At 70.0% G+C, this 13,595-nt stretch carries 12 protein-coding genes; 7 read left to right on the forward strand and 5 right to left on the reverse strand.

All coding sequences use genetic code 11. The features are described from left to right. The first annotated feature begins 47 nt into the window (after positions 1-47). From C9F13_RS00260 to C9F13_RS00270, 3 genes are all read left to right on the forward strand, one after another. On the forward strand, positions 48-1,553 hold the full coding sequence (locus C9F13_RS00260) for a fumarate hydratase (protein ID WP_108444247.1): 1,506 nt from the start codon (positions 48-50) through the stop codon (positions 1,551-1,553). A 290-nt stretch (positions 1,554-1,843) separates the two neighbouring features. After that, positions 1,844-3,283, forward strand: a complete 1,440-nt coding sequence (gene cls, locus C9F13_RS00265; protein ID WP_108444248.1) for a cardiolipin synthase — start codon at positions 1,844-1,846, stop codon at positions 3,281-3,283. A 93-nt stretch (positions 3,284-3,376) separates the two neighbouring features. Beyond that, positions 3,377-4,294, forward strand: coding sequence for a LysR substrate-binding domain-containing protein (locus C9F13_RS00270; RefSeq protein WP_108444249.1), 918 nt, complete (start codon positions 3,377-3,379; stop codon positions 4,292-4,294). 49 nt (positions 4,295-4,343) lie between these two features. Here C9F13_RS00270 and C9F13_RS00275 read toward each other — a convergent pair whose 3' ends face one another. After that, positions 4,344-5,432 (reverse strand): bifunctional nicotinamide-nucleotide adenylyltransferase/Nudix hydroxylase, encoded by a 1,089-nt coding sequence (locus C9F13_RS00275; RefSeq protein ID WP_108444250.1) that lies wholly within the window; start codon positions 5,430-5,432, stop codon positions 4,344-4,346. 157 nt (positions 5,433-5,589) lie between these two features. On the opposite strand from C9F13_RS00275, the gene C9F13_RS00280 reads away from it, so the two are divergent. After that, positions 5,590-6,519: a YihY/virulence factor BrkB family protein gene (locus tag C9F13_RS00280; RefSeq protein ID WP_108445294.1), complete on the forward strand. Its 930-nt coding sequence runs from the start codon at positions 5,590-5,592 to the stop codon at positions 6,517-6,519. A 116-nt stretch (positions 6,520-6,635) separates the two neighbouring features. On the opposite strand, the gene C9F13_RS00285 is transcribed toward C9F13_RS00280, so the two are convergent. Then, entirely contained in the window at positions 6,636-7,682 is a 1,047-nt protein-coding gene (locus C9F13_RS00285; RefSeq protein WP_108444251.1) for a Glu/Leu/Phe/Val family dehydrogenase, read from the reverse strand. 267 nt (positions 7,683-7,949) lie between these two features. Here C9F13_RS00285 and C9F13_RS00290 point away from each other — a divergent pair, with 267 nt between their 5' ends. Beyond that, on the forward strand, positions 7,950-8,222 hold the full coding sequence (locus tag C9F13_RS00290; RefSeq protein ID WP_108444252.1) for an acylphosphatase: 273 nt from the start codon (positions 7,950-7,952) through the stop codon (positions 8,220-8,222). A gap of 95 nt (positions 8,223-8,317) precedes the next feature. On the opposite strand, the gene C9F13_RS00295 is transcribed toward C9F13_RS00290, so the two are convergent. From C9F13_RS00295 to C9F13_RS00305, 3 genes are read right to left on the reverse strand one after another with little or no spacing between them, the layout of a single operon-like run. Further along, positions 8,318-9,259: a nucleoside hydrolase gene (locus C9F13_RS00295; RefSeq protein WP_108444253.1), complete on the reverse strand. Its 942-nt coding sequence runs from the start codon at positions 9,257-9,259 to the stop codon at positions 8,318-8,320. 17 nt (positions 9,260-9,276) lie between these two features. Beyond that, positions 9,277-10,185 carry a ribokinase gene (locus tag C9F13_RS00300; protein WP_108444254.1) on the reverse strand — a complete coding sequence of 303 codons (909 nt, stop codon included), beginning with the start codon at positions 10,183-10,185 and terminating at the stop codon, positions 9,277-9,279. Between the two features lie 15 nt (positions 10,186-10,200). Beyond that, positions 10,201-11,136 (reverse strand): D-2-hydroxyacid dehydrogenase, encoded by a 936-nt coding sequence (locus C9F13_RS00305; protein ID WP_108444255.1) that lies wholly within the window; start codon positions 11,134-11,136, stop codon positions 10,201-10,203. 211 nt (positions 11,137-11,347) lie between these two features. On the opposite strand from C9F13_RS00305, the gene C9F13_RS00310 reads away from it, so the two are divergent. Continuing rightward, on the forward strand, positions 11,348-11,608 hold the full coding sequence (locus C9F13_RS00310; RefSeq protein WP_108444256.1) for an FmdB family zinc ribbon protein: 261 nt from the start codon (positions 11,348-11,350) through the stop codon (positions 11,606-11,608). Between the two features lie 50 nt (positions 11,609-11,658). Next, a complete protein-coding gene (gene aspS, locus C9F13_RS00315; protein ID WP_108444257.1) occupies positions 11,659-13,440 on the forward strand; it encodes an aspartate--tRNA ligase in 1,782 nt (593 codons plus the stop codon). The last annotated feature ends 155 nt before the right edge of the window (positions 13,441-13,595 follow it).

The raw sequence follows: 13,595 nt of genomic DNA on the forward strand, positions 1-13,595 counted from the left end.
TTCCGGCGCAGGCGGGCATGCCGACAACGCCAAGGAGCTCCTTGACCATGACCGTGATTCGCCAGGACGATCTGATCCAGAGCGTCGCCGATGCCCTGCAGTACATCTCCTACTACCACCCGAAGGACTTCATCGACGCCATGGCCGCGGCCTACGAGCGGGAGGAGAACCCGGCGGCCAAGGATGCGATCGCCCAGATCCTGATCAATTCGCGGATGTGTGCCTTCGGCAAGCGCCCGATCTGCCAGGACACCGGCATCGTCACGGTCTTCGTGCACGTGGGCATGAACGTGCGCTTCGAGGCCGACATGAGCCTCGACGACATGATCAACGAGGGCGTGCGCCGCGCCTACCAGCTGCCGGACAACGTGCTGCGCGCCTCGGTGCTGGCCGACCCGGACGGCAAGCGCGCCAACACCAAGGACAACACCCCGGCGGTGATCCACCACAAGCTGGTGCCCGGCGACACCGTCGAGGTGCACGTGGCGGCCAAGGGCGGCGGCAGCGAGGCCAAGTCCAAGTTCGCCATGCTCAACCCCTCGGACAGCGTGGTCGACTGGGTGATGGAGCAGCTGCCCAAGATGGGCGCCGGCTGGTGCCCGCCGGGCATGCTCGGCATCGGCATCGGCGGCACCGCCGAGAAGGCCATGGAGATCGCCAAGGAGGCGCTGCTCGATCCCATCGACATCCAGGACCTGCAGGCACGCGGCCCGGCCAACCGGGCCGAGGAGCTGCGCCTGGAGCTGTTCGACAAGGTCAACCGGAGCGGCATCGGCGCCCAGGGGCTGGGCGGGCTGACCACGGTGCTCGACATCAAGGTCAAGGACTACCCGACCCACGCCGCCAACAAGCCGGTGGCGATCATCCCCAACTGCGCCGCCACCCGCCACGCCCACTTCACCCTCGACGGCTCCGGCCCCGCGGCGCTGCCCGCACCGAAGCTCGAGGACTGGCCGGAGATCACCCGCGAGGCGGGCGACAACGTCAAGCGCGTCGACCTCGACCGCGTGACGCCGGAGGAGGTCAAGACCTGGCAGCCCGGCGACACCCTGCTGCTCAACGGCAAGCTGCTCACCGGCCGCGACGCCGCCCACAAGCGCATGGTCGACATGATCGCCAAGGGCGAGCCGCTGCCCGTGGACATGCAGGGTCGCTTCATCTACTACGTGGGCCCGGTGGATCCGGTGCGTGACGAGGTAGTCGGCCCGGCCGGTCCCACCACCGCCACGCGCATGGACAAGTTCACCCGCACCATGCTCGAGGAGACCGGCCTGCTGGGCATGGTCGGCAAGGCCGAGCGGGGCGAGGCGGCCATCGAGGCGATCCGCGACAACGAGGCCGTCTACCTGATGGCCGTGGGCGGCTCCGCCTACCTGGTCGCCCAGGCGATCAAGCAGGCCCGCGTGGTCGGCTTCGAGGACCTCGGCATGGAGGCGATCTACGAATTCGAGGTCGAGGACATGCCTGTGACGGTGGCGGTCGACAGCCAGGGCACCTCCGTGCACCAGACCGGTCCGGCCAAGTGGAAGGAGATCATCGCCGAGCGCGCCTGACGCGCTAGTGACGTTCGAGGCTGGCGTCTCGAATGGACAGTGCCGGCCACAGGTCTACGCGGGGGCGCTGTGAACCCCTCCCTGGGCGCTACCGACGCCATCCCTGGCGTAGGCCCCCCGCTACGACCTGTCGCCGGCGCCCCTTGCTGCGGCGTGTTCCAGCAACGGCTTTCTGCGGCCCCGCCATCTGGTGGGGCCGTCGTCGTTGACGGTATGCTGGGAGGGTACGGCAACAGGACACGGTGTTTTAGGGCGGCCACGCCGTCGTCCCACGGAACGGGGAGTCGACCATGACCTCTTGGCTGATCGGCCTGGCGATCTTTCTAACGTACGTGCTGGGCATCCTCTCGGCCGTGCTGGCCCTGATGTCGTCGCGCACCTCCCAGGGCGCCATCGCCTGGATCATCTCGCTTCTGACCATGCCCTACCTGGCGGTGCCGGCCTACTGGATCTTCGGCCGGCCGCGCTTCTACGGCTATGTCCTGGCCCGGGGCGAGCGCGACAGCGTGCTGCGCCGCCAGCTGGACCGCTACCGGGACCGCTTCGAACCCTACCTCTCATCCGCCAGCAATGCCGACATTCGCGCGGTGGAACAGCTCGCCCTGATGCCGCTCACCAGAGGCAACCGCGCCGAGCTGCTGATCGACGGCGAGGCCACCTTCGAGAGCCTGTTCGCCGGCATCGACGCCGCCGAGGAGTACATCCTCATCCAGTTCTTCATCGTCCGCGATGACGCCCTGGGCGTGGCGCTCAAGCAGCGCCTGCAGCTCGCCGCCGAGCGGGGCGTGCGGGTCTGCTTCCTGTTCGACGAGATCGGCTCGCACAGCCTGCCGGAGCGCTACCTGCGCGACCTGCGCCTGGCCGGCGTCGAGGTGAGCGCCTTTCGCTCCTCACGGGGACTGAAGCATCGTTTCCAGCTCAACTTCCGCAATCACCGCAAGGTGCTGGTGGTGGACGGCCGCGCCGGCTGGATCGGCGGCTTCAACGTCGGCACCGAATACCTGGGCGAGAACCCGCGCCTCGGCCACTGGCGCGACACCCACCTGAAGCTCAGCGGCCCCAGCGTGCTGGGCCTGCAGGAGGCCTTCTGGGAGGACTGGCACTGGGCCACCGGCGAGATGATCTCGCTCACCTGGACCCCCGTGCCCTATGCCGGCGACGGTCAGGACGACGAGGCCGAGAGCCAGAGCGTGGTGATCGTGCCCTCGGGGCCGGCGGATCACCTGGAGACGGCGAGCCTGCTGGTGCAGCACGCGATCCACAGCGCCCACGAGCGGCTCTGGGTGACCAGCCCCTACTTCGTGCCCGACCAGGGGGTGCAGGATGCCCTGCGCCTGGCGGCGATGCGCGGCGTCGACGTGCGCATCATGATGCCGGAGCGCCCCGATCACCTGCTGGTCTTCCTCTCGGCGTTCTCCTTCCTGCCCGACATGCTGCGCGCCGGGGTCAAGGTCTACCGCTACCAGCCCGGTTTCCTGCACCAGAAGGTGATGCTGATCGATGATGTCGCCGCCAGCGTCGGCACGGTCAACCTCGACAACCGTTCCTTCCGGCTCAACTTCGAGATCACCGCGGTGGTGCCCGACCGGCGCTTCGCCGCCGAGGTGCACCAGATGCTCGAGCGCGACTTCGGCGACTGCCGGCGCGTCACGCTCGAGGAGCTCACCCGCCGCCCGCTGTGGCGCAAGCTGCTCTCCCGGGCGGCCTATCTGCTCTCGCCGATCCAGTAGCCGGCTTGGGTCGCGCTCCCGGCTGGGGTACATTAGCGGGCTTCACAAGCTCCCCGCCGGGGGGCAGTCATTACGCTATCCTGGGGAATCCTGGTGAACCTCGAGACCAAATGGCTGGAAGACTTCGTCGCCCTGGCCAGTACGCGCAGCTTCTCGGCCTCCGCCCGCCAGCGGCACGTCACCCAGCCGGCCTTCAGCCGGCGCATCCGCTCCCTGGAACAGGCGGTGGGCGTGACCCTGGTCGACCGCTCCACCACGCCGGTGGACCTCACCCCGGAAGGGCAGCTGTTCCTGGTCACCGCACGCAACATCGTCGAGCAGCTCAACGAGAGCCTCGGCCACCTGCGCGGCCTGGCCATGGCCAACGAGGCGCTGGACATCGTCGCCGCCCACTCCCTGGCCCTGAGTTTCTACCCGCAGTGGATCTCGCGCCTGCAGCAGGGCCTCGGGGAGCTGCCCACCCGGCTGGTCGCCATGAACGTGGGCGACGCGATCCACGTGCTGCGCGAGGGCAACTGCGACCTGATGCTGGCCTACTACGACCCCTACGCCAGCATGCAGCTGGACGCCGAGGTCTTTCCCTCGTTTTCCATCGGCCAGGTGAAGATGCTGCCGGTCTGCCTGCCCGACGAGCAGGGCCAGCCGCGCTTCACTCTCGAAGGCCAGGAATCGATTCCTTACCTGGCCTATACCCAGGGCGCCTTCCTGGGGCGCACCGTGCGCATGCTGCTCAAGAACGACCCGGTGCGCATGCGCCTGCGTACCGTCTACGAGACCGCCATGGCCGAGGGCCTCAAGGGGATGGTGATGCAGGGCATGGGCACGGCCTGGATTCCCGACTTCTGCATCCGCCAGGAGCTCAAGGACGGGCGCCTGGTGCGGGCCGGCGACGAGCAGTGGGACGTGCCGCTGGAGATTCGTCTCTACCGCTGCTCGCTGGTCCACAAGCCCGGCGTCGAGAAGCTGTGGCGGCAGATGATGAAGTTGCCCAGGGATTTCCTTCAGGCCTGAAGGCCCACCTCCGACCTTTTTACATGGCAACCCGGCTCGCCGGCGACCGTCAGCGCCCGCCGAAGTCGGCGGGCAGCCCCAGGAAGTCCTGGATGATGAAGAAGTGATCCTCGAACAGGCTCTCGGGGTCGAGGTCGGCGAGCGGCACCCAGCGGGCGTGATCGCCGCCCTTGACCGGCTTGAGCTGGGGCAGCTGCTGCTCGGGGCGCAGGGCGAAGTAGAAGGCCTCGGCCAGGGTGCGGCCGCGCCAGCTGCGGTGCGGCTCGTCGAACAGCCGCTGGCCGCGTAGCGAGCCCTTGAGCACCGCCTCCGGCACCTTGAGGCGCACGCGCTCGCGAAGCTCCCGCAGGCAGGCGTCCATCAGCCGTTCGTGGGGGCTGATGAAGCCGCCGGGCAACGCATAGAGCCCCTTGCCCGGTGCGGCGGTGCGCCGGACCAGCAGCACGTGGCCGGACTGCACCACCACCGCGTTGACGGTGACGAAGATGGGCGGGTAGGGGGCCTGGGCCCAGGCCTGGCGGTACTGGTCGAGCAGGCGCTGCTCCTCGACCAGCTGGCCGTAGGTCGCCTCCTCGAGGAAGGTGCGGACCCGGGCCACCACGCCGGGGGGCAGGTCGTGGGCCGCATGGGTGCTCAGGTAGTCCTCCGCCGAGCCTGCCGAGCGGAACAGCCGCTCGCGGATCCGGCTCGCCGAGATGCCCTCCACCAGCGGCACGCTCACCGACTCCCACTGGGGGAACAGCGCCAGGTAATAGCTGGACTGGCCACGACTGGCGCCGATCAGGCCGATGCGCGGCAGCCGCGCATGCGTGGGGCTCGCGATATCGCGCACCTTGCGCTGCACGTCGCGCACCCAGACGTCGTTGTTGTAGAGGGCGTCGAGCAGCGGCACGACCTTCAGGCGTTCGTTCTCCTCCTCCTCGAAGGCGCTGCGAAGCATGCGCAGGCGCTCCTCGTAGCGCCAGGGATTGCGCAGCGAGCGCGCCTGCCAGGCGGAGCCCACCAGCACGATGACCTGGCGCGCCTGGCGCAGCGCCTCGCGGATCACCGCCAGGTGCCCCAGGTGGGGCGGCTGGAAGCGGCCGATGAACACCAGACAGTCGAAGTCGGCAGCGCTGTCGTCCGGTCGTGCGGTCATGAAGGCTCCTGGCGGGAGAGGCGGATGGGCTGGGCGAGGCCATTATGGTCAGCCCCGTGTGGCCCTGCAATCGCCCGGTGCCTCGGCGTGACGGTATCCATTCGGGTATGCTTAACCAAAAGAGTCCAGCACGGGGAACGCAGTGATCAAGCCAAACGTGACGAGCACCCTCCAGGCGGTGCGCTTCTGGTGGAACGTGGTGCAGGACGCGGTCAGGCTCTGGCTGGAGCGCAACGCCTTCAGCTATGCCGGCTCGCTGGCCTTCTACACCCTCTTTTCCCTGGCCCCCACCATGATCATCGCGGTCACGGTGATCGGCGTGGTGCTCGGCGAGGAGGCCGCCCAGGGCCAGATCGTCGCCCAGCTCCAGGCGACCATGGGCCACGACGCCGCCGCCGCCATCGAGCAGGCGGTCGCCCAGTCGCGCATCCAGGAGTCCGGGCTCTGGCCGACGCTGCTCGGGGTGGGGGCGCTGCTGGTCGGTGCGACCACCGTCTTCGCCCAGATGCAGTTCTCGCTCAATACCCTCTGGGGCGTCACGGCGCGGCCCAGCGGCAACAGCGCCCTCAAGTTCATCCAGAACCGCCTGCTGTCGCTGGCCGTGGTGCTGGCGATCGGCTTCATCCTGCTGGTCTCGCTGGTGATCGGGGTGGCGGTGCGGGCCGCGCTCCAGGCGGGAGACGACCTGCTGCCGTTCGTCGGTCTTCTGACCACGATCGCCGAGTTCCTGGTCTCGCTGGCGGTGATCGCCGCGCTCTTCGCCACCATCTTCAAGGTGCTGCCGGACGTGGTGCTGCGCTGGCAGGACGTGCTGGTCGGCGCGGCCGTCACCGCGGTGCTGTTCGCCATCGGTCGCTGGGGCATCGCCATCTACCTGGCCTACACGGCCACCGCCTCGACCTACGGCGCCGCGGGGTCGGTGGTGATGATCCTGCTGTGGGTCTACTACAGCTCGCTGATCCTGCTGTTCGGGGCCGCCTTCACCAAGTGCCACCTGCTGGCCCGGGGAAAGACGGTGGTGCCGCGCAACTCCGCGGTACTGGTGCGCCATGAGCTGCTCGAACGCCACGAGCTCGAGGAGCCCTGACGGGCGCGGGGCCTCGAGAGAGGCGAGGCAGTCAGGAACGCAGAAGGCCGGCATCTTGCCGGCCTTCTGCGTTGGGCCGCGTCCGGCCCGCGGCGCTCCGTAACGCCGGTCCCGCCTCAGCCGGCGGGGCGGAAACGCTCCCGGGCCAGGTCGTCGGCGACGATCGCCGGGCTCTGCCCCTCGCGCTCGGCCCGCGCGAAGATCTCGTCGAGGGTCGTGCCGATGCCCTCGATATGCGCCATGACGGCCTCGCGGGCATAGTCGTCGCGCCGCTGCCAGGCGATCTCGATCACCCCGCCGGCGTTGGCCACGTAGTCCGGGGTGTAAAGGATGCCGCGGGCCTGCAGGCGCTTTGCCATCTCGGGGGTGGCAAGCTGGTTGTTGGCGGCGCCGCAGACCACCTTGGCCTTCAACCGCTCGACCACCTCCGCCGACAGGGCGGCGCCCAGGGCGCAGGGGGCGAAGACGTCGACCTCGGCATCAACGATCGCCTCCGGCGCCACCGTCTCGGCGCCGAGCGCCTCGGCGAGGCGGGCCAGCGCCTCGCCGTCGACGTCGGTCAGCACCAGCCGGGCCCCGGCCTCGTGCAGGTGGCGGGCCAGGTGGGCGCCGACGTGGCCGACCCCCTGCACGGCGACGCGCAGGCCGCTGAGGTCGTCACGCCCGAGGCGATGGCGCACGGCGCTCTTCAGGGCGCAGAACACGCCCCAGGCCGTGAACGGCGAGGGGTCGCCGGAGGCCTGGCCGTGGCGCGGCAGGCCGCCCACGTGGTCGGTGGCCTCGGCGATCCAGCGCATGTCGTCCTCGCCGGAGCCAGAGTCCTCGGCGGTGATGTAGGCGCCGCCCAGGGAGTCGACCAGGCGGCCCATGGCGCGCAGCAGCTCGGGGGTCTTGTCGCGACGGGGGTCGGCGATGATCACCGCCTTGCCGCCGCCCAGGGGCAGGTCGGCCAGGGCCGACTTGTAGGTCATGCCGCGGGAGAGGCGCAGCACGTCGGTGAGGGCCTCGGCGTCGCTTTCGTAGGGGAAGATGCGCAGGCCGCCCAGGGCGGGGCCGCGGGTAGTGTCGTGGATGGCGATGATGGCGCGCAGGCCGCTCGCCTCGTCGCTGCCGAAGACGATCTGCTGATGATGATCGAACTCGGGGTGGTCGAAGACCGGCATGACGTGTCTCCCTCGTGAGGATGATTGTTGTGGTGATGGCTACCCGGGTAGGGCGATCCTCGGCCGCGGTCGGCTTGTGGCCGAAAGGCGTCCGGGGATACCTCCAAGCCTAGGGCATCGGCCTCGTGACGGGAAGTGGGCGGGCGCGCGAGACGCCGCCGTCGGTGGGCCACGGCGCCGCGGGCGGCACGCCCCAAGGGACTGGCCGCGACGCGGGCCGGGCTGGTAGAAAGAGAGACATCCCATCGCGACCATCAGGAGACGACCATGGACACGTGCTGCGCGAAGGCGCTGGTGACCGGCAAGGTGCAGGGGGTGTGGTTTCGCCGGGCGGCCCAGGAACAGGCCCTCAAGGCCGGGATCACCGGCCATGCGATCAACCTGCCGGACGGCCGGGTGGAGGTGCTGATGTGCGGTGAGCGCGAGGCGGTCAAGCGCCTCTCCGAATGGCTCTGGAAGGGGCCGGACGGGGCTCGGGTCACCCACGTGGAATTCGAGGTGATCGAGGCCCATGCCCCGGACGACTTCCACACCGGCTAGGCCGGCAATCCCCTCGGCGACGAACGCGGGCTCGCGGGGCAGGCGAGCCCGGTGGAGCAGGACGACGCGCCCCGGCGGCCGCCGGGGCGCGGGATTCAGGCCAGGGTGTCGGCGATCCAGTCGCTGACGGCCGCGCCGTCGACCCCCAGGCAGACGTCCACCAGCGGCGTGCGCGACCAGCGCGCCTCGATGAAGCCGCGCCCCTCGGGGGCGAAGATCGTCTGGCCCTCGGCGTCGCCCTCGGTGGCCACGGTCAGGTGGCCGCGCGCCGTGGTGAAGAGCTCCGGGCGCAGCAGCCAGGCCAGGGCGCAGCTGTCGTGGGGGCAGCAGCCGTCGATGCCCAGCGCCTCGCGGTAGAAGTCGCGATAGAAGCCGAAGCTGCCCGCCAGCACCTGGCCAAGCGCTCCCTGGCCCGCCTCGATGCGCGCCATATGGGCGTCGGTCAGCACGCAGCGGTGGGTGACGTCGAGGCCGACCAGCGTCAGCGGCCAGCCGGCGGTCAGTACCCGGGCGGCGGCGTCCGGGTCGTTGAACATGTTGGCCTCGGCCACGGGGCTGACGTTGCCGCCCTCGCGGATCGAGCCGCCCATGATCACCACGCGCTTCACCCGGTCGATGATGCCCGGGTCGAGCTGCAGGGCGGCGGCCAGGTTGCCCACCGGCCCGACGGCCACCAGGGTGACCTCGCCGGGCCGGGCATTCACGGTGTCGACGATGAACTGCGCGGCACTCACGCCCTCGGCGCGGCCCTGGACCGGCGGCAGGGCGATGTCGCCCAGGCCGTTGGCACCGTGGATATGGGCGGGGGGCGGATGGCGCTCCTTGACCATCGGCTGCGCCGCCCCCTGGGCGACGGGGATCCGCTGCCCGGCGAGCTCGGCCAGCAGCAGGGCGTTATGAGTGGCCGTTTCCACGTCGACGTTGCCGTAGGTGGTGGTCATGCCCAGCAGCTCGATCTCGGGATGGCGCAGGGCGATAGCGATGGCCTGGGCGTCGTCGATGCCCGGGTCGGTGTCGAAGATGATCGGATGCGTCACGTCAGGCTCCTTGTCTCTCAGCGCGCCACGGGACCGTCGCGCAGGGCGCGCTCGACCGCATCGCGGGCGGGGATGCTCTCGGCGGCTCCCTCGACCTGCACGCCCAGGGCGGCAGCCGTGGCGGCGAGCCGCAGGCAGTCGGTGACGGCCTGGCCCTCCTGGAGCGCCGTCATGTAGTAGCCGATGAAGGTGTCGCCGGCCGCGGTGGTGTCCCGCGGGGTCACCGGCAGCGCCGGCTGGAAGTGGCGCTCGTCGCCGCTCTGGAACCAGGCGCCGTCGCCGCCCAGGGTCAGCACGGTCTCGGTCTCCGGCAGGCGCCGCGCCAGGGCGTCGAGCAGCGCCTCGGGGGCGGCATCCTCGTCGACGCCGGCCAGCCAGGCGGCCTCACCGCGGTTGACGAACAGCAGGGCGCAACGCTCTAGCGGCAGCGACAGCACCTCGGCGGCCATGGGCGCGGGGTTGAAGGCGACCCGCAGCCCGCGCTCGGCGGCCTGCTCGAGCACCTGGGGCAGGGCGTTGGTCTCGTTCTGGGCCAGCAGCCAGTCGCCGGGGCGCGCGGCGTCGAGGCGGCGCGCGAGGTCGTCGGCGTCGAAGCCGTGGTTGGCGCCGGGAAAGAGGATGATGGCGTTCTCGCCCCGGTCATCCACCTGGATGACGGCATGGCCGCTGGGCGCGTCCACCAGCGCGATGCCGGCGACCTCCACGCCGGCCTCACCGAGCAGTTCGCGGGCCCAGGCATCGCGGTGGTTCAGGCGCCCCCAGTGACTGACCCGGCCGCCGGCGCGGGCCATGGCCAGGGACTGGTTGGCCCCCTTGCCGCCGAGGCCGACGCGGTAGTCGCGGCTGGCCAGGGTCTCGCCGGGTCTCACCAGATGGGATACGCGATAGAAGTGATCGAGGTTGATGGACCCGAAATTGTGCAGCATGTCGTCCTCTTGCAATCAGTCGGCCTGCCAGTGGCGCAGGTGGTCGGCGGTCAGGGTCACGATGCGCTGGCGTGCCTCGGGGGTGATCCAGGCATTGTGGGGGGTGACGATCAGGTTGAGCGGCTCTTCCAGGGCGTCGAGCAGCGGGTGGCCGTCACGGGGCGGCTCGGTGGGCAGCACGTCGACCGCCAGCCCGCCGAGGCTGCCCTCGCGCAGGGCCGCGAGGGCGGCCTCCTCGTCGATGATGCCGCCCCGGGCGCAGTTGATCAGCAGCGCCCCGGGCTTGAGGGTCGCCAGCAGGTCGGCGTCGACCAGGTGGCGGGTGGCCTCGGTGAGCGGGCAGTGCAGGCTGATCACGTCCGCCTCGGGGGCGAGCGCGCCCAGGCCCGGACGGCTGTCGTGGGCCTCGTTGCCGGGCCGGGCCGCGAAGTCGACGTGCATGCCGAAGGCCTGGGCGAGGCGGGCCACCTTGGAGCCCAGCTCCCCCTGGCCGACGATCACCAGCCGCTTGCCCTCGAGCTGCAGGGTGGTGTGATCCATCAGGCAGAAGAAGGGGCTCTCGCCCCAGCGGCCCTCGGCCACGTCGCGCTGGTAGCGGGGCAGGCGGGTGGCCAGGGCGAGCATCAGCATCAGGGTGTGCTGGGCCACGCTGGCGGTGCCGTAGGCGGTGACGTTGCGCACGGCGATGCCGAGGCGCTCGGCGGCGGCCGTGTCGATGTTGTTGGTGCCGGTGGCCAGCACGCAGATCAGCTTCAGTTCGGGTAGCGCGGCCAGGGTGTCGGCGTCGAGCACCACCTTGTTGACGATGGCCACCTCGGCTTCGGCGAGACGCGCGGCGATCTGCTCGCGGGCGGTGTGCTGATGCACGTCCAGGGCGTCGAGTTGCTCGCGGATCGGGGCCAGGTCGATGCCCGGTCCGAGGCTGGCGGCGTCGAGAATGACGGCTTTCATGGCAGGTTCCTTGTCGAGTCGGCCGCATCGGATGTCGCGTCCCGCCGGGGCTGGGCCTGGCCGGGCGCGGCAGGCTATAATACCCGGCTTTCGAGGCAGGCTTGGATTATCCGCGGGCCGGCCCTATATCGTACCGCGCCAGCGCGCCCCGGCGAATGCCCGGCAAGCGCTTGCCCCATGGGACATGACAGATATCGGGAGTGAGCAAACCATGCCCATCTACGAATACGAGTGCAAGGCCTGCGGCCACCGCCTGGAGAAGCTGCAGAAGATCAGCGCCGCGCCACTGACGGACTGCCCGGCCTGCGAGGCCGCCGAGCTCAACCGGCTGATCTCGGCGGCGGGCTTCCGCCTGGCCGGCGGCGGCTGGTACGAGACCGATTTCAAGACCGGCAGCAAGAAGAACCTGGCCGGCGGCAGCGAGGGCGGCCAGACCGCCGCGGCAACCGGCAAGGACGGAGCGGTCGCCTGAGCCGCCCGCGCTGCCTTTTCACCACTTCACGTAACGGAACAGGATACGACATGCGCAGCCATTATTGCGGCCAGCTCAACGAGACCCTGGTGGACCAGACGGTCACCCTGTGCGGCTGGGTCCATCGCCGCCGTGACCACGGGGGCGTCATCTTCCTCGACATGCGCGATCGTGACGGCATCGCCCAGGTCGTGGTCGACCCCGACACCGCCGAGGCCTTCGCCAATGCCGACCGCGCCCGCAGCGAGTACGTGCTGCGCATCCAGGGCCGGATCCGGCTGCGCCCGGAAGGCACCCAGAACCCGAACATGCCCACCGGGCTGATCGAGGTGCTGGCCAAGGAGGTCGAGGTCCTCAACACCGCCGCCACGCCGCCGTTCCAGCTCGACGAGCACGGCAAGGTGGGCGAGGAGGTGCGCCTCAAGCACCGCTACATCGACCTGCGCCGCCCGGAGATGATCGACAAGCTGCGCCTGCGCTCCAGGATCTCCCACAGCGTGCGCGCCTTCCTCGAGGAGCAGGGCTTCCTCGACATCGAGACCCCGATCCTGACCCGCGCCACCCCCGAGGGCGCCCGCGACTACCTGGTGCCGAGCCGCACCCATCCGGGCAGCTTCTTCGCCCTGCCGCAGTCGCCGCAGCTCTTCAAGCAGCTGCTGATGGTGTCCGGCTTCGACCGCTACTACCAGATCGCCAAGTGCTTCCGCGACGAGGACCTGCGCGCCGACCGCCAGCCGGAGTTCACCCAGATCGACATCGAGGCCTCCTTCGTCGACGAGGAGGACATCATGGGGATCACCGAGTCGATGATCCGCCGGCTGTTTAAGCAGGTGCTGGATGTCGAGCTGCCGGAGTTCCCGCGCATGCCCTACGCCGAGGCGATGAGCCGCTTCGGTTCCGACAAGCCGGACCTGCGCATCCCGCTCGAGCTCACCGACGTCGACGACCTGATGAAGGACGTCGACTTCAAGGTCTTCTCCGGCCCGGCCAACGCCGACGACGGCCGCGTGGCCGCCCTCAAGGTGACCGGCGGCGCCAAGCTGTCGCGCAAGGAGATCGACGAGTACACCAAGTTCGTCGGCATCTACGGCGCCCGCGGCCTGGCCTGGATCAAGGTCAACGAGCGCGCCAAGGGCCTCGAGGGCCTGCAGTCGCCGATCGTCAAGTTCATGGAAGGCGTGGTCGAGACGCTGCTCGATCGCGTCGGGGCCGAGGATGGCGACATCATCTTCTTCGGCGCGGACAAGGCACGCATCGTCAACGAGGCCCTGGGCGCGCTGCGCGTTCGCCTGGGCGAGGACCTGGACCTCTACACCGCCGAGTGGTCACCGCTGTGGGTGGTCGACTTCCCGATGTTCGAGGAGGACGGCAACGCGCGCCTGCAGGCGCTGCACCACCCGTTCACCGCGCCGTCCTGCGACGTCGAGACCCTCAAGTCCCACCCGGCCGGGGCGCTCTCGCGCGCTTACGACATGGTGCTTAACGGCACCGAGCTCGGCGGCGGCTCGATCCGTATCCACGACCAGGCGATGCAGCAGACCGTGCTCGAGGTGCTCGGCATCGACCAGGAGGAGGCCCGCGAGAAGTTCGGCTTCCTGCTCGACGCCCTGCAGTACGGCGCACCGCCCCACGGCGGCCTGGCCTTCGGCCTCGACCGCCTGGTGATGCTGATGAGCGGCGCCAGGACCATCCGCGAGGTGATCGCCTTCCCGAAGACCCAGAGCGCATCCTGCCTGCTGACCGAGGCGCCGGGCGAGGTGAGCGGCGAGCAGCTCAAGGAGCTCAACATCCGCCTGCGCCAGAAGGCCAAGGCCGAGGGCGCCGGCGAGTAAGCCGCATCGCCCCACCCAGCACCATCCCACCGGCGCCCCAAGGCGCCGGTGGCGTCTCGCAACCTTGAGAAGGGAATCGCGCTTCTACCCGACACGAGAGGCGCCGGGGGCAGGGCGACGAGGAGGTCCTACGCCAGGGGTGAGGAGCACTGCTC

The sequence above is a fragment of the Halomonas denitrificans genome, assembly GCF_003056305.1.
GTDB classification, from domain to species: domain Bacteria; phylum Pseudomonadota; class Gammaproteobacteria; order Pseudomonadales; family Halomonadaceae; genus Halomonas; species Halomonas denitrificans.